Origin of the sequence: Bradyrhizobium macuxiense, from assembly GCF_007993935.1 — a bacterium.
Lineage (GTDB): Bacteria > Pseudomonadota > Alphaproteobacteria > Rhizobiales > Xanthobacteraceae > Bradyrhizobium > Bradyrhizobium macuxiense_A.
In genome coordinates this window covers 340792-355350 of the sequence record NZ_VITY01000001.1, presented here as the reverse complement: position 1 = coordinate 355350, position 14559 = coordinate 340792, and the positions used below count along the sequence as shown (strand labels likewise).

The 14559-nt window shown below is 64.7% G+C and carries 15 protein-coding genes and 2 pseudogenes; 6 read left to right on the top strand and 11 right to left on the bottom strand.

The window, feature by feature from the left end; genetic code table 11:
• Positions 1 to 8 precede the first annotated feature (8 nt).
• From FBZ93_RS01690 to FBZ93_RS01680, 3 genes are all read right to left on the bottom strand, one after another.
• Positions 9 to 533, bottom strand: a complete 525-nt coding sequence (locus FBZ93_RS01690) for a (2Fe-2S)-binding protein (protein ID WP_146984265.1) — start codon at positions 531 to 533, stop codon at positions 9 to 11.
• Positions 530 to 3304 carry a xanthine dehydrogenase family protein molybdopterin-binding subunit gene (locus FBZ93_RS01685; RefSeq protein ID WP_146984706.1) on the bottom strand — a complete coding sequence of 925 codons (2775 nt, stop codon included), beginning with the start codon at positions 3302 to 3304 and terminating at the stop codon, positions 530 to 532. Before FBZ93_RS01685 ends, FBZ93_RS01690 begins: the two co-directional genes overlap by 4 nt.
• Before the next feature lie 142 nt (positions 3305 to 3446).
• Positions 3447 to 4538: a hypothetical protein gene (locus FBZ93_RS01680; protein WP_146984264.1), complete on the bottom strand. Its 1092-nt coding sequence runs from the start codon at positions 4536 to 4538 to the stop codon at positions 3447 to 3449.
• A gap of 289 nt (positions 4539 to 4827) precedes the next feature.
• Here FBZ93_RS01680 and FBZ93_RS01675 point away from each other — a divergent pair, with 289 nt between their 5' ends.
• A complete protein-coding gene (locus FBZ93_RS01675; protein WP_146984263.1) occupies positions 4828 to 5532 on the top strand; it encodes a GrlR family regulatory protein in 705 nt (234 codons plus the stop codon).
• Between the two features lie 15 nt (positions 5533 to 5547).
• Here FBZ93_RS01675 and FBZ93_RS01670 read toward each other — a convergent pair whose 3' ends face one another.
• Positions 5548 to 5991, bottom strand: a complete 444-nt coding sequence (locus tag FBZ93_RS01670) for a DMT family transporter (protein WP_146984262.1) — start codon at positions 5989 to 5991, stop codon at positions 5548 to 5550.
• A 160-nt stretch (positions 5992 to 6151) separates the two neighbouring features.
• Here FBZ93_RS01670 and FBZ93_RS01665 point away from each other — a divergent pair, with 160 nt between their 5' ends.
• On the top strand, positions 6152 to 7774 hold the full coding sequence (locus FBZ93_RS01665; RefSeq protein ID WP_146984261.1) for an ABC-F family ATP-binding cassette domain-containing protein: 1623 nt from the start codon (positions 6152 to 6154) through the stop codon (positions 7772 to 7774).
• A gap of 57 nt (positions 7775 to 7831) precedes the next feature.
• Here the strand turns inward: FBZ93_RS01665 and FBZ93_RS01660 are convergent.
• The 3 genes and pseudogenes from FBZ93_RS01660 to FBZ93_RS01650 all read right to left on the bottom strand — a co-directional run.
• Positions 7832 to 8321, bottom strand: a pseudogene (locus tag FBZ93_RS01660) (REP-associated tyrosine transposase).
• A 66-nt stretch (positions 8322 to 8387) separates the two neighbouring features.
• Positions 8388 to 9020 carry a DapH/DapD/GlmU-related protein gene (locus FBZ93_RS01655; protein WP_146984260.1) on the bottom strand — a complete coding sequence of 211 codons (633 nt, stop codon included), beginning with the start codon at positions 9018 to 9020 and terminating at the stop codon, positions 8388 to 8390.
• 125 nt (positions 9021 to 9145) lie between these two features.
• Positions 9146 to 9325, bottom strand: a pseudogene (locus FBZ93_RS01650) (glycerophosphodiester phosphodiesterase family protein); the annotation flags it as partial.
• Between the two features lie 102 nt (positions 9326 to 9427).
• On the opposite strand from FBZ93_RS01650, the gene FBZ93_RS01645 reads away from it, so the two are divergent.
• Positions 9428 to 10303: an MBL fold metallo-hydrolase gene (locus FBZ93_RS01645; protein ID WP_146984259.1), complete on the top strand. Its 876-nt coding sequence runs from the start codon at positions 9428 to 9430 to the stop codon at positions 10301 to 10303.
• A gap of 30 nt (positions 10304 to 10333) precedes the next feature.
• Here FBZ93_RS01645 and FBZ93_RS01640 read toward each other — a convergent pair whose 3' ends face one another.
• Genes FBZ93_RS01640 through FBZ93_RS01630 form a run of 3 tightly spaced genes read right to left on the bottom strand, consistent with a single transcriptional unit; the run spans position 10334 to position 11769 of the window.
• Complete coding sequence (locus tag FBZ93_RS01640; RefSeq protein ID WP_146984258.1) at positions 10334 to 10528, bottom strand: hypothetical protein; 195 nt, start codon at positions 10526 to 10528, stop codon at positions 10334 to 10336.
• A 36-nt stretch (positions 10529 to 10564) separates the two neighbouring features.
• Complete coding sequence (locus FBZ93_RS01635) at positions 10565 to 10867, bottom strand: PilZ domain-containing protein (protein WP_146984257.1); 303 nt, start codon at positions 10865 to 10867, stop codon at positions 10565 to 10567.
• A gap of 8 nt (positions 10868 to 10875) precedes the next feature.
• On the bottom strand, positions 10876 to 11769 hold the full coding sequence (locus tag FBZ93_RS01630) for a DUF2336 domain-containing protein (RefSeq protein WP_146984256.1): 894 nt from the start codon (positions 11767 to 11769) through the stop codon (positions 10876 to 10878).
• A gap of 181 nt (positions 11770 to 11950) precedes the next feature.
• Between FBZ93_RS01630 and FBZ93_RS01625 the strand changes: the two genes are divergently transcribed.
• Together FBZ93_RS01625 and FBZ93_RS01620 are read left to right on the top strand one after the other, a co-directional pair.
• On the top strand, positions 11951 to 12922 hold the full coding sequence (locus tag FBZ93_RS01625) for an AraC family transcriptional regulator (protein WP_246667323.1): 972 nt from the start codon (positions 11951 to 11953) through the stop codon (positions 12920 to 12922).
• A gap of 71 nt (positions 12923 to 12993) precedes the next feature.
• Positions 12994 to 13239 carry a PilZ domain-containing protein gene (locus tag FBZ93_RS01620; protein ID WP_074126694.1) on the top strand — a complete coding sequence of 82 codons (246 nt, stop codon included), beginning with the start codon at positions 12994 to 12996 and terminating at the stop codon, positions 13237 to 13239.
• Between the two features lie 156 nt (positions 13240 to 13395).
• Here the strand turns inward: FBZ93_RS01620 and FBZ93_RS01615 are convergent, their stop codons facing one another.
• On the bottom strand, positions 13396 to 13644 hold the full coding sequence (locus FBZ93_RS01615) for a hypothetical protein (RefSeq protein ID WP_074126695.1): 249 nt from the start codon (positions 13642 to 13644) through the stop codon (positions 13396 to 13398).
• A 151-nt stretch (positions 13645 to 13795) separates the two neighbouring features.
• On the opposite strand from FBZ93_RS01615, the gene FBZ93_RS01610 reads away from it, so the two are divergent.
• Positions 13796 to 14473: a nitroreductase gene (locus FBZ93_RS01610; RefSeq protein ID WP_146984255.1), complete on the top strand. Its 678-nt coding sequence runs from the start codon at positions 13796 to 13798 to the stop codon at positions 14471 to 14473.
• The last annotated feature ends 86 nt before the right edge of the window (positions 14474 to 14559 follow it).

Sequence of the window (14559 nt, the reverse complement as noted above, 5' to 3'; positions counted from 1 at the left end):
GCGCGGGCTCACTTGTTGGCGGTCAGATAGCGCTTGGAATCGGCGAGGATCACGTCGCGCACCGCCTGGTGATATTTGATGTAGCCGGTGCAGCGGCACAGATGGCCGTCGAGCGCGTCCGCGATGACGGTCTCGAGCTGGTCCCGCGCCACTGGCTCTCTTGCGAGGAGTTCGAGCAGCACTTGGCCCTCGTTGAGGAAGCCCGCCGTGCAGTAGCCGCACTGGAACGCGAAATGGTCGATGAAGGCCCGCTGCAACGCCGAGAGCTCGCCGTCCTTGGCATGGCCTTCGACGGTGCGGATTGCCTTGCCGTCGAAATTCGCCGCCGGCACCACGCAGGTCGGAGTGGTGTAGCTCGTGCCGTCGGGATTATCGATGATGACGGCGCAGCTCAGGCACTGCGCGGCGCCGCAGCCGAACTTGGTGCCGGTCATGCCGAGCATTTCGCGCAGGAAATCGTTCATCGAGAGGTCGTCGCGGACCTCGATCGGGCCGTGCTTCTGGCCGTTGATGGTGAGATTGAGCGTGGTCACGCAAGCGCTCCCCTGAGCAGGCTCGTTGTCACCGGCAATGACCGGAAGCGGTGGCCGGTGGCATCGTTGATGGCGTTGAGCAGCGCCGGCACGATCGGGATCATCACCACCTCGGCCATGCCCTTGGGCGGCTCGTCCGGTGTCAGCGGCGGCAGCATCTCGATCTCGAGGTCGTGCAGCGGCAGATCGGAGCCGCGCGCAATCAGGTACTGGCCGAGATTCCACTGCCCGTTGCCGGGCCCGCCTTCGAATGGCGGCAGGGTTTCCAGCAGCGCGTAGCCGACGCCCATGGCGAAACCGCCATGCGATTGGCCGAGCACCACCTCGGGCACCAGCGCCTGGCCGCATTCGAACACGCTGTAGGCCTTGGCGATGCGCAGGATGCCGGTCGCACGCTCGATCTCGACGCGCACCAGCGTGCCGCACATCGAGGTGTAGGCGGTGCCGATCCGGTTGTTGTCAGTCGGCGGAAACTTGACGCTGACGCGATCGATCCGCTCGAACCTGCCGCGGCCACGGCGGATCGCCAGCGCATCGATCTCAGCGCGGTACTGCTCGCCGTGCAGGGGGAAGCGCGCACGCGACCAGGCCCAGCGCGAGAAGCTGTGCGCGACCGCGCCGGTGACGAAGCCGCGCGCATGCGCGGTCGCCGCAAGCTTCGGCAACGGCAGCGGCGCGAGGTCGTCGAGCACGAGCTGGCCGTCCTGCCAGCGTGCTTTGTCCCACTGCCGGGCGCGGGGATCGGTCTTCGCGATATGCCAGAGCTCGAGCGCGGCCGGCCACAGGCCGAAACGGAAGATGACGCGCGCCGCCTCGGCCGCCGAATGCGTGCCGACATGGGCGCCGATCGACGCGCTCGTTGCCGAGCTGATCGCCGGCACCCAGCGCGGGTTCTTCTCGGCGAGATCCTGCGTCTTCTGATCCATCGTGTAGGGATCGCCGGAGGTGACGAGTCCGAGCGCGTCATAGCTGTCGACCCGGGAGACCGCGACCTCATCGGCCACAGTGCCGAGATGGCCCGCGACCCGGTTGGCGAGCGCGGTGCCGACGCCATTGCCCATCTCGACGTGATCGCAATGAATCGCGATCCGTCCCTCCTGATCGATCTCGACCCGGCCGAGCGAGCAATCCGCGCCGGCGCCGTAATCCTTGGTGACGCAGGCCACTCCGGTGCCGACCAGCCGTCCCTCCGGCGCTTGTTGCTTGAACGCGGCGCGCCGCTGCCAGATCGGATGTTTCTCGAGCTTGTCGAGGATCTCAGGCGTGCGCACCGAGACGATGTAGGGATTGCCGGTCATGGTCCGGCCGTTCTGCTTCAGCGCATTGTTGCGGCGGAACGCGATCGGATCGACCTTGAGCTCGCTCGCCGCCTCATCGATCAAGACTTCCAGCGCGGTCATGGTCTGCAGCGTGCCGTAACCGCGCATCGAGCCGGCGGTGACGCCGCGCGAATGCACCGCCACGGTGGTGACGTCGACCTTCGGGACGTCGTAGATCCCGATCGCGGCGGTCGCAGCGACGGTAGCGACATTGGCGGAGAAGTTGGCGAGCCCGCCGCCGTCGAGCACATGATCGGCGGCGAATGCCGTGATCTTGCCACTGGCGCGATCGATCCCGATCCGGGAGCGCATCTTGATCGGGTGACGTTTGATGCCGCCCTGGAATTGCTGGTAGCGGTCGTGCGCCAGCCGCACCGGCCGTCCCGGGAAGAACATCGCCGCCAGCGCCACGTAGAGCACGAACGGAGTGTGGTCGCGGCCGCCGAAGCCGCCGCCGATATGGGCGAACTGTGCGTTGATGTGCGAGGGGCGGAACGGGGGCCGAGCCTTGCCGAGCATGAAAGCGATCGACTCGGTCGCCTCATAGGGCGACTGCACGCCGAGCACCAGTTCGAGATTGCCACTGTTGTCGCTGTACCAGGCGAGACCGCTTTCCGGCTCGAGGAACATCGGATCGACCGACTGGGTCTCGAACTCGCGGTCGAGCACTAGCTGCGACGGATCGTCCTTGGCAAGCTGGGCGCGGATCGCTTCGCCATGGATTGCGGCCTTGGCGTAGTCGGCCTTGGTCTCCTTGGCGAGCGGCAGCCAGACCGGCAGCGCCGCGTTCTGGACCCGGCTCGGCGAAACCCAGCCGGCCTGGATCGGCGAATAGACGTCGGGCGCATCGGGCGTCGCCCCGGCCACGCGCGTGAAGCGGTACGCGCCGAACTCCGGCAAGATCACCGGCCCGGTCTCGTCGCCGAACTTGACGAAGCCGACATCGCGCAGCGCGAGGCGCGCACGGTCGTAGGCGTCGAACTGCTCGAAGATCAACAGCGCGACCGGCTGTCCGAGATAGAGCGGTGTCTTGCCGACCGGACAGAACAGGTCCCCGGTGTAGAACTCCGGCACCCTTGTGCCGATCCGGTCGAGGTCGGCCGCGGTCACGACGACCGAGGGCTTCGCCGCGCCGTCGAGGCGGGCGAGGTCCATGCCGGCATAGACATGCGTGGCGTCATTGGCGCGGACCAGGATCGCGTGCGAGGTGGTCGCGGGCCAGCCCGGCATGTCGGCCGCACGAAAGTCGGAGGCGTAGAGCTTTGCGCCGGTGACCTTGGCCACGCCGTCGACGCGGCCGGCGCCCATGGCCGCCGGATTGAAATGGCCGCGCCCGGGAAGCGTCTCGCGACTGGCGAAAGCCGGCTCCTTCGCCAGCGCCAGATGCGACAGGCTGACCGAGATGCCGCCTGCCGACAACCACTTCACGAATTCACGTCGCGAAGGCCGCATGGTCTGATCTTTCATCGATACCTCGACGGCATATCGCGCCGGGGTTTAACAGCTGGTGCAATGCACGTGCAAGTATTGCGGCAAAGCGAGCGCAACGGCAATGCCGCAATAGGTCGTAGCCTTCTCACTCGTAGCTTTGGCCTCACTTGAGGTCGGCGATGGTGGCCGGTCCCGGACCCGGCGTGATCAGGGTCGGCCATTGCTTGGAACCGAACGGCACCAGCGGCGGCAGGAACGGCGTCATGCCGCGCTTCTTCGTCTCGGCGATGATCGCCTCGCGCGCGTCGCCCCCCATCAGTTCATAGTCCATCAAATGGTAGCTGCCGAAGAACAGCGCGCCGACCGAGCGATCGGCGATGATCCGGGTCAGCGACTCCAGCATGTCCGACGGCGTCGTGGTGAAGGAGATGGTCTCGATCAGCATCAGGCGGCTGTTGATGGCGTCAGGACCGAAGAACTGTGCCAGCACGCTGAAGATCACGTTGTTCTGCCGCGCCACATAGATCGTGTTGCTCGCGCCGTAGGTCTTGTCCCAATCGGAGCCGAGCTGCGCCTTCCAGTCGGCCATGACGGTCATCCAGTGCGCGACCTGGGTCTGCGCGGCCCAGGCGACGTTCCTGGCGAGCAGCGGCGCCTGCTTCTTGCCGAATGCCTCCAGTTTCGCGAACGGGATGGCGCCGGCGGCGAGGCATTCGTCCATGAAGGCGATGTTGTTGGTGAGGATGGCGCGGTTGTTGTCGCGCCAGTCGGCCTGCATCGCCGTCGCATCGAGCCCGTCGAGCGCCGACTGCATCCGGCTGCGATAGGCCTGCATCGACCCGCGCCACGATTTGTCGTCGGGATTGTCGACATAGGGGCCGACCACCTCGGCCAGCGCCATCGTGCTGTGGCCGACCGACTTGAGCAGTTGATAGACGACCGGCACCTGCGGCGCCTCGGTCGGCGGCTTGCCCGGCCGGTACAGGATCAGGCGGCCGCCGGCGCCGGAGAACAGGCCGAGGATCACCGGGTGCTTCTCGAGCACGTTCTTCTGGAAGATCCGTGCCGCATCGCCATAGAGCTCGAACATGCCGGTGTTGAGTGCGAGCACGTCCTTGGTCGCGATTTCCGCCGGCGTGGACGTCGTCTTGCCCGAGATCGGTGCCATGTAGTCGGGCAGCGACTGGGCCAGCGCAGCGCTTCCGCTGCCGAGCAGCAACGCCAGCGCGGCGGCCAGGCGAAATCGATTGATCATGTGATGCTCCTCGAAGCCTCGCGCCAACGTCGCGGCCGGATGTGGCCGCGCGACCATTAGCGGAATGCGCAAATGCTTGGACGCAATGAACTGGAGAGTAGTGAACAGGGAGTGTAGATCCCGCGCGACGCAACACGACGCGGGCGGATGCCTACAGCTATGCGACGAATCGGCCGGTGTCCACACCCGGACATTGCCGGGCCTGCCTGCGCCAAAACACCCAATGGTGCGGTTTTCGGCCCGGTGCTATGTGGCGAACAGAATCAATTTTATTTATTGGATATTTTACGTGCTCAACGGACTTTACAAGGTCGAGTACGGCATCAACGGCGCATTCGGCCGCAGCATCATGTGCCTGCACGACGGCAAGATGATGGGTGGCAATTCGGCCTTCGCTCATCTCGGGACGTATCAGGTGAGGAATGGCGAGATCATCGCCGACGTGATCACCGAGCGTCACAACGACGATCCCAACTTCAAGCCGCTGATGGGCGCCGACGTCGCCGTCATCAAGGTGCGCGGCCGAACCGAGGGCTCGACCATTCTGCTCGAGGGTAAGGCGGACGCCATGCCTGACGGCGTGTTCTGGGCGAATTTGGCGCCGCTTGACGACGAGGCCTTGCCGCCGCGCGGGGAGGTCGGGCCAGGCGGCATCGCCAACGGGCTTTATGCGATCCAGCTCCGCGCGCTCGACGGTGTCGATGCCGGCCTCACCGGGGTGATGCTGCTGATGGACGGCCGCATCCTCGGCGGCGACGCGTTCTTCTATTATCTGGGCTCGTATTCGTCAGCGGATGGCCGCTGGCGGGGCGAGATCGTCAACCAGGAGCACACGCCGGCGAAGGGCGAGTATCCGGTGTTCGGCGGTTACGAGGTCGGCATCGGTTTCGCCGGCTCGTGCCGCGAGGACGGCGCCGAGCTCGAAGGCATCGCGCTGGCCGGCAAGCGCAGCCTTCGCCTGTCGGCCGAATTGCGCTTGATGCGCCGGTCGTAGACCTGGAAAGCTTCCTCAATCCTTGATCAGGAGCACGCCGCCGATGATCAGCGCGATCCCGGCCAGTCGTGAAATCGACACGGGATGCTGCGCCAGCCCGAACAGGCCAAAATGGTCCATCGCGATGCCCGCGATCATCTGACCTGCGACCACCAGCGCCAGCAGGGTCGCGGCACCGAGCGACGGCAGCAGCAGGATCATCAGCAGGATGAACACGCCGCCGAGAATGCCGCCGCTCCAGGCCCACCACGGCACGGTCGTCACCAGCTTCCAGGACGGCACCGGCTCCCGCGTCGCGACCAGCACGACCGCCATCGTCACGAGCCCGCCGAGATAGCTGACGAGGCCGGCCCAGGCGGGCGAGTTGAGAGCTGACCGCAAATTGCCGTTCAGGACCTGCTGGGTGGCGACGCTGATGCCGGCGCCGAGCGCGAGGAGGTAGAGAAACCAGATTTGCATGTGACGCCCCAAAACCGCTTCGCCGAACTATTTCATGCCATATTCGATTGGCAACGACCGTGGCATGCATGGGAGCACGGCGCGAAACCTGCGGAATGGGCTTCCACCCACGTCCCAGATCGAATAAGAGGCCGCAAACCCTCTGTTCCCCAGTATTCGAATGATCCGCCTCGATAACGTCTCCAAGCAAGTCGGCCACCAGATCCTCTTCATTGAAGCCTCAGCCGCGCTCCAGAAGGGCGAGAAGATCGGCCTTGTCGGCCCCAACGGCGCCGGCAAGACCACGCTGTTCCGCATGATCTCGGGCCGCGAAATCCCCGATGAGGGCCAGGTCTCGCTCGATCGCGGCATCTCGATCGGCTATTTCAGCCAGGATGTCGGCGAAATGTCCGGCCGCAGCGCGGTCGCCGAGGTGATGGACGGGGCGGGACCGGTCAGCGTTGTGGCGGCCGAGCTCCGGGAACTCGAGGCCGCAATGGCCGACCCCGACAAGGCCGACGAGATGGACGACATCATCGCGCGCTATGGCGAGGTGCAGCACCAGTTCGAGGAGCTCGACGGCTATGCGCTCGACGGCCGCGCGCGCGAGGCGCTGGCCGGTCTCGGCTTCAGCCAGGAGATGATGGACGGCGACGTCGGCAAGCTCTCCGGCGGCTGGAAGATGCGCGTGGCGCTGGCCCGCATCCTCTTGATGCGGCCCGACGTCATGCTGCTCGACGAGCCGAGCAACCACCTTGATTTGGAAAGCCTGATCTGGCTCGAGCAGTTCCTGAAGGGCTATGAGGGCGCGCTCTTGATGACCTCGCATGACCGCGAGTTCATCAACCGCATCATCAACAAGGTGGTCGAGATCGACGCCGGCCAGCTCACCACCTATTCCGGCAATTACGAGTTCTACGAACAGCAGCGCGCGCTCTCCGACAAGCAGCAGCAGGCGCAGTTCGAGCGGCAGCAGGCGATGCTTGCCAAGGAGATCAAGTTCATCGAGCGCTTCAAGGCACGTGCCTCGCATGCAGCGCAGGTGCAGAGCCGGGTGAAGAAGCTCGACAAGATCGAGCGGGTCGAGCCGCCGCGGCGACGGCAGACCGTGGCGTTCGAATTCCAGCCGGCGCCGCGCTCGGGCGAGGACGTCGTCAGCCTGAAGAACGTGCACAAGGCCTATGGCAGCAAACGGATCTATGACGGGCTCGACTTCATGATCCGCCGCAAGGAGCGCTGGTGTGTGATGGGCATCAACGGCGCCGGCAAGTCGACGCTGCTCAAGCTGGTCGCCGGCTCAACCGAGCCGGATGACGGCGCGGTTGCGGTCGGCGGCAGCGTCAAGATGGGCTATTTCGCCCAGCACGCGATGGACTTGCTTGACGGCGAGCGCACCGTGTTCCAGTCGCTGGAGGATGCGTTTCCGCAGGCCGGGCAGGGCTCGTTGCGCGCGCTCGCCGGCTGCTTCGGCTTCTCCGGCGACGATGTCGAGAAGAAGTGCCGGGTGCTCTCGGGCGGCGAGAAGGCGCGGCTGGTGATGGCCAAGATGCTGTTTGATCCGCCGAACTTCCTGGTGCTGGACGAGCCGACCAACCATCTCGATCTCGCCACCAAGGAGATGCTGATCAATGCGCTCGCCGAGTTCGAGGGCACCATGCTGTTCGTCTCGCACGACCGGCATTTCCTCGCCGCGCTCTCCAACCGCGTGCTGGAGCTGACGCCGGACGGCATCCATCAATATGGCGGCGGCTACACCGAATACGTCGCGCGCACCGGCCAGGAAGCACCGGGGTTGCGGAGCTAGCGTTCGCGACAACCCCCGCCCACCTCGTAGCCCGGATGAAGCGAAGCGAAATCCGGGTCAGTCCTTCCGCTCGCCAAAGTCGTCGTTGCCCGTAGCTCCGCTGCCGCCCCAATCAGCCGGCAATATTCCCTCCCGGATGTATCGGTTTGGCCGGATTGTAATGGATGTAGTCGACGCAACGCTCAAGGTCGCGTTCGTTGCGGATGGTGTGTTCCCAAAATCGTCTCTGCCAGAGCGGGTATTCCCCGCGGTCGTTCGCTGACAGCGGCGCGCCGGTGGCAACAACGGCGCGCGTGAAGTGACTCTTGATCTGCCGCCATCGATCCGAAAAGTCGGCGTCGCCGGACGGTAGAGTCATCACCGTATGCAGGTGGTCAGGCAAGATAACGATGGCGTCAACGGTGAAGGGCTTCTTGGCGCGCGTTGCGCGAAACGCTGCACGCAGCAGTCCGATGTGCTCAACCAGTAGAGACGATGTCCGATCTTCCAACGTAAGCGTGAAGAAGAACGTGCCGCCGGGCATGAAGTTGCGTCGATATCGCACCATGCGGACAGCATACCCCGGATTTCGCTTCGCTTCATCCGGGCTACGGACTTGCAACAGAAGCCGCGATCAAGCCCGCCACCGTGCGCAAAACGCCTCGACGTCGCCGGACTGAAACTCCGGCAGGCGTTCCCAGATGGTCTCAGCCGGCCAATTCCACCAGGCGATCTGCGACAGCTCGGCCGCGATCTTGCGGCTGAATCGTTCCTTGATCGGCCGGGCCGGCACGCCGCCGACGATGGTGTAGGGCGCGACATCGCGCGAGACCACCGCGCCGGCTGCGAGCACCGCGCCGTCTCCGACGGTGACGCCGGGCAGCACGATCACGCCATGGCCGATCCAGACGTCGTTGCCGATCACGACGCGGTCCGCGCGCCGATCGCTGAAGAAGCCGTGATCGCGCTCGGCGGAGGCCGAGTAATATTCGGGGCAGTAAGTGAAACGATGCTGCGACGGGCGCTCGACCGGATGGTTCGGCGCGCCGATCCGCACCTGCGCTGCGATCGCGCAGAAGCGGCCGATCACGGCGTCGGCGACGATGCAGCCGCTGCCGAGATAGGAGTAGTCGCCGAGCTCCGTGTATTCGATCGCGGTGTCGCCGAGGACTTCGCAGCAACGTCCGACTGTGACCTCGCGCAGCTTGACCGTCGGCTCGATGACGGTTTCGGCAAGCTTGGGGCGGGTCGGCTTCGGTTCGGTCATGAATCTGTCCTCGATGCGGCGGGCCGTTTCAGTCGCATGATTTCTATTACGGCCAGATGACAGGCGGCGCCGGATCTACCGGCCGGTGAGGCGGGCGATGCTCCCGATTTCGTTGGTCCAGATACCGCCTTGCCGCCATCGGCCGTGTAGCCATAGCCGACGTCGAGCATTTTCAACCGCGCCATCGGCTGTTCGCGGGTGACGCCCTGGCCGTCGGTCCGGCCATCGACCGTTCAGTCGTGAAACACGGCGAATTCGCCGTCGATCGTCGGATGGATTTCGAGCTCGACGATATCGGCATCAGCGTTCCCAGCGATGCAAAGCCGCATGGCACGCTGCACTGTGCTCGGCTTGTGAGGCCAGGCGCCGCTCGTTACGCTTCAGCAAAAAAGCGGGAGCGAGACGGCATGAGACAGATCAGGATCGGCGACATCACGATCGACGCGGTGATCGAGCGGGAAGGGCCGTGGCGGCGGCCGCAGGATTTCTTCCCGGCCTATGACGATGCCGTGTTCAAGCATCACCTCAAGACGATGGAGCCCGAGGTCTTCGACGCCGCGCGCGGCATGATGATGATCACCTATCAGACCTTCGTGGTGCGGACGCCGCGCTACACCATCCTGGTCGACACCTGCACCGGCGAGGACAAGGGCCACCCGCCGCCGTTCGACTTCCCGGGCAAGGAGCGCTGGCGCAACGAACTGTTCGCGCTCGGCATCTCCTTTGAGCAGATCGACTACGTGTTCTGCACCCATCTGCATATCGACCACACCGGCTGGAACACCACGCTGCGCGACGGGCGCTGGGTGCCGACCTTCCCGAACGCGAAATACGTCTTCCACAAGGGCGAATATGCGGCCTGGGAGGCCGAGAGTGCCAAAGGCGCCAATCCGCCCGGCACGGTGTTTCGCGACAATTGCCTGCCGATCGTCGAGGCCGGGCAGGCGCTTCTGGTCGACGACGACTATGCGCTCGACGACACCGTCACGCTGACGCCGACGCCGGGCCATTCGCCCTGCCACTGCTGCGTCAACATCTTCTCGAAGGGACAGCGCGCGGTGGTCGCCGGCGATCTGATGCACCATGCGATCCAGTGCCGCGAGCCGGAGTGGTCGGCGAAGCCCGATTGGGATCCGAAGCAATCGGCGGTCTCGCGGCGAAAATTCTTTGCCTCCGTCGCCGGGACCGACACGCTGATCCTGCCGATCCATTTTCCGGCCCCGACCGTCGGCCTGATCAAGGCCGATGGCGACCGCTTCGACTATCGCTTCAAGCGCGAGTAGGCGGCGCCGGCAGCCGGGAGCCTGGTGGTGTCAGAACCGCGCCGAACCAACCCGGCGCGGGACCTGAGTCAGAAAGCGTTCGAGATCGGCGCACAGGCGATGGGCGAGCTCCTCATCGATCTCGAACGTCGCGACCGTCCCTGCGCAGTCGATTTCGATCGTTCCACGAAGCGGCACGGCGGACACGGTCGATATTGCGATGTTAGTGGCTCTCTGGATGGTCATGTGGTCAACTTCCCTCGGGCCGGTTTGCCGCCATCCTCATCGCGGAATGACGGGGCGTCCCTTTCGCTTTCGTTCTTCGATGAATCGCACACCGATCTCGCTACCGTCGACGCGAACCAGCTCGCAGCGCCGGAACGCCAGTCCCCGTGACGACAGCACCAGGAAGAACTCCTGGGCCTTCAGCACATCGAGCGTTCCGTCGACCTCAAGCCGGGCGCCGCTCTGCGAGATGTCGAGCAGGATGCAGCCTCGTCGCCACGTGCCGTCGACGCCCATCAGATTGACGGGATGGCGCGTCTCGAGCTTGACGCGCTCCGCCCTGCGGTCACCATACGTCATGACGCTGCTCATACTGCTTGAAATGGCTTCGCAGCCACCGTGGCCCGCGCCTCCGCATGATCGATCGTGGCTGGCGGGTTTGCGGAGGCGCGGGCGGCGCTGGCGGCGCGGATCACGTCCTGGATGTCGGGACCTGCGATCTTGAGCAGCCGGGCCTGCTGGCGCGGCGCGGATCGCATCACGAGGTCGGCAAGCACGCGGTGAGACAGGTCCTTGCGCGACACCAGTGCGCCGGCGATGACCTCGTCGCGTTCGGCGGCATCGACCATCATGGCAAGGCCTGCGCTGGTCATATCAGCGCCGGGGTTGCCCGCGAGCACGCGAAGCACGCTGCTGTCGCCGCGCATCAGCAGAATATCCGTGAGCTCCTGGCTGACGGCCTTACGTCCTGCGATCGCGCTGAGGTGTCCCTCGGCGCGCATCCAGGCAATGTCGATCAGATCGGTCTCCGGGATGCATTCGCAGGCCCGCAGCATCGGAGCGGCGACGTCGGCGTCGTCATGGTTGGCCAGGCGACGAGCGAGTTCGCGCGGCACCAGGTGCAAATCGGCGAGCGAGCGGCTGAGCGTGGTCAGGGTCCGCAACTCGACGCTCTCGCTCAGGCGGATCAGGATGTCGTCGAACACCTCGACGTGGTGCTCGCTGAGGCGATGCGCGTCCTCGAGAAACAGCCCAGCCACCTCCTGCAGCATGCGCGTGCGGAGGTCGGGGGAGCCGGCTTTCAAGACGTGATCGAGCTTGGCAATGAGATCGGGCGAGGCAATGACTGTCATTGCGGTCCTAAAATGTTCCGCGACGAGGAACATCATCGTTCCCAATGCCAATCTGCTCCCCGAATCTTTAATAGGGGTATAGAGTTTGATGGGATCGCCGGTCCCAACGGTGGATATCCCGGCAAACACTATCGAAATTCGGCAGCAGGGATCATTTGCCCGATTGTCCGGTTCGACGAACGGCCCGCATTTTTCCTGATTGAATTCGTCAGACGATTCGCATTTGATGCATGGATATTATTGATGAGGCGGGCGCGCCCGGCGCGACGCCGTGCAAGAAATTTCAAGAGCAATTCATAGGAGCGGTCATTTGACGGCGCCATTGCTGGTGCCGAGAGTCTTTCGTTTTGACGATGTTGATGCATTCCGGAGTTCGATCCGAAATCTGGATGTTGATTTCACGCCGCTTGCGCGGAAGATTTCGGCCGAGCAGATCATCCTGAGCTTGCCGGGATGCGAGCTCAATTACACGCAGTCCTTTCCGAGGATCGTCGACGCGCAGCTCGCGCCGCATAGCACCGCGGTCGGCTTCACGATGGACGACGGCGTGCCGATGCGGTTCAACGGCGTCGAGCGTGATCGCGCGGCGATCGTGCTTGGCGGCGGTGGTGCGTTCTACAGCTCCGTGGAACAGACACCCCGCCAATATGCCTCGGTGATCTTCACGCCCGAGATTGTCGACCGCGGTTGGCCGAACTCCGGTCTGCATTTCAGCATTCACGAGATCTCTCAACGCGCGCAGGATCGGTTGCGCGAAGTTGTGAGGCAGGTGTTGCTCGTGACGTCGGACCAGGTGACGATTGCCGAGTTCGCCACGGGGGCATCGATCAAGGAGACGCTGCTCGCGGCGATCGACAACGCGTTCGCCGAGATCGTGCCGGCCAAGTGGGCGACGCGGGCCAACACGACGCGCCAGTTCAAGGTCTTCAACGACGCGCGCGCCATCCTCGCCGGCGACGTCGCTCATCCGATCTACAGCGGCGAGCTCGCGAGGCAGATCGGCGTGTCCGTGCGCACGCTGCACGACGCGATCCAGCGCTACCGCGGCATGAGCCTGCATCGCTATTTGCGGCTGCGCCGGCTCTGGCTGGTGCGCAAGCAACTGCTCGCCGGGGCGCCCAGCGTCAAGGCCTGTGCGCTGGCCTACGGGTTCTGGCACCTCAGCGATTTCTCGCGGAGCTACCGGTCGCACTTCGGGGAAGCGCCGTCGGAGACGCTGGCGGCCTCGCGCCGGCCTGGCGTCATGCGCGCCGGTCCGTCAGATGCCAGACATGATTCGTAACAGTCGGTCTGAACGGAATCTTAACGGGCGGCGGTGAATCTCTTGGTACGATTCCACCAGAGGCGGCGTTAATGCATCCCCGACGATTTGCGCGTGTTCGTCCGTCAGGATGCGTGTCCAGCGTGGTCAAGCTTCAGCTCGAACCGAAAGCGCCGCTGATCGAGTGCCGGCTGGTCGACTATTCCGCCGGCGGGGCCTGCCTGGAATTTTCAAAACCGGTCCAGCTGCCCGAGCGCTTCGAAATGTTTCACGGCAATACCAGGAAGCGCTGCCGGCGGGTCTGGAGCAAGGGCGTCCGGGTCGGCGTCTCGTTCTGAGCGCCCTAGGCGCGGCCCTGATCAAGGGGCGATCCACCCATCAATAACCGTTCGGGCCGCGCCCTGCGCGACCCGTCAATAATCAACGGGCCGCGCTCTGCGCGACCCGATGGTCTGTCCCGATAGAGGGGGCTGGATAAGCGCCGGCGAGGGAGCTCAGGCGCCGCTCTGGCACTTCTTCATGAACGAGGTCTTGGCCGCGCCGGCGAGCTTCTTGCCGTCGGATCCGACCGCCTTGGTTTCGCAGGCGTCCATCGTGCACTTCTTCATGAACGAGGTCTTGGCCGCGCCGGCCAGCGGCTTGCCGTCCTTGCCGACCGCCTTCGTCTCGCAGGAGGCGTCCTGTGCAAATGCCGAACCGGCGGCAAAGGTCGCGATCACGGCCGCCAAGAAAATCCGCTTCATCTGGGTTCTCCCTAAACCAAACCAGTGGCCGGATTGGATATCGAATTCTTGGCCCGATCAAGTTCCCACAGCCGATTTTGTCTATAAAATACCCGGATAGCCGCGGGAAAATTCCGTGTGCGGCGCGGAACAAAATGGGGGAAACGCGCAAATGGAATTCGAGACGCTGGTACAGACACGCAAAAGCGTGCGCGGGTTCAAGAAGCAGCCGGTGTCCCGGGCGACCGTCGAGGAGATCATCGAGGTGGCCAAGCGGGCGCCGTCCTCGATGAACACCCAGCCCTGGCATGTCCACGTCCTGACCGGGGAGCCGCTGGAGGAAGTGCGCCGCCGCAACATGGAGGAGATGGTCGCCGGCGCCAAGGCCAAGCGCGACATCGTCAGCCATGGCGAGTACCAGGGCGTGCACCGCGGCCGTCAGGTCGACATCGCCAAGAAGCTGTTCGGTGCCATGGGGATTGCCCGCGACGACAAGCCGATGCGGCAGGATTGGGTGCTGCGCGGCTTCCGCCAGTTCGACGCCCCGGTCTCGCTGGTGCTGGCCTACGACCGGATCCTCGATCCCGGCGCGGTCTGCCATTTCGATCTCGGCGCGCTCTGCTACGGCATCGTGCTGGCCGCCTGGGATCGCGGCCTTGGCAGCGTGATCAACGGCCAGGGCATCATGCGCTCGGACATCGTGCGCGAGGTCGCCAACATCCCGGAAGACCAGGTGATCATGACCTGCGTAGCGATGGGCTACCCCGACGACAGCTTTGCCGCCAATGCGGTGCGGTCGGACCGCGAGGCCAACGGCGACTTCGTTCGTTACGTCGGCTTTGCCGACTAGGGTAGGGCGTCAGGATCGCGCACACCTGCATTTGCAGCGGCGACTGCACGCCGTTTCGCGAGCAAGTGACGGCGATCGGCGTGCTG

What these genes read in the sequence shown, in the direction of transcription:
- FBZ93_RS01655 (WP_146984260.1), bottom strand. Translation starts at nt 9,020, where the DNA reads ATGACCGAACCGAAGCCGACCCGCCCCAAGCTTGCCGAAACCGTCATC.
- FBZ93_RS01615 (WP_074126695.1), bottom strand. Translation starts at nt 13,644, where the DNA reads ATGAAGCGGATTTTCTTGGCGGCCGTGATCGCGACCTTTGCCGCCGGT.
- FBZ93_RS01620 (WP_074126694.1), top strand. Translation starts at nt 12,994, where the DNA reads ATGCATCCCCGACGATTTGCGCGTGTTCGTCCGTCAGGATGCGTGTCC.
- FBZ93_RS01640 (WP_146984258.1), bottom strand. Translation starts at nt 10,528, where the DNA reads ATGACCATCCAGAGAGCCACTAACATCGCAATATCGACCGTGTCCGCC.
- FBZ93_RS01645 (WP_146984259.1), top strand. Translation starts at nt 9,428, where the DNA reads ATGAGACAGATCAGGATCGGCGACATCACGATCGACGCGGTGATCGAG.
- FBZ93_RS01685 (WP_146984706.1), bottom strand. Translation starts at nt 3,304, where the DNA reads ATGCGGCCTTCGCGACGTGAATTCGTGAAGTGGTTGTCGGCAGGCGGC.
- FBZ93_RS01635 (WP_146984257.1), bottom strand. Translation starts at nt 10,867, where the DNA reads ATGACGTATGGTGACCGCAGGGCGGAGCGCGTCAAGCTCGAGACGCGC.
- FBZ93_RS01680 (WP_146984264.1), bottom strand. Translation starts at nt 4,538, where the DNA reads ATGATCAATCGATTTCGCCTGGCCGCCGCGCTGGCGTTGCTGCTCGGC.
- FBZ93_RS01665 (WP_146984261.1), top strand. Translation starts at nt 6,152, where the DNA reads ATGATCCGCCTCGATAACGTCTCCAAGCAAGTCGGCCACCAGATCCTC.
- FBZ93_RS01610 (WP_146984255.1), top strand. Translation starts at nt 13,796, where the DNA reads ATGGAATTCGAGACGCTGGTACAGACACGCAAAAGCGTGCGCGGGTTC.
- FBZ93_RS01670 (WP_146984262.1), bottom strand. Translation starts at nt 5,991, where the DNA reads ATGCAAATCTGGTTTCTCTACCTCCTCGCGCTCGGCGCCGGCATCAGC.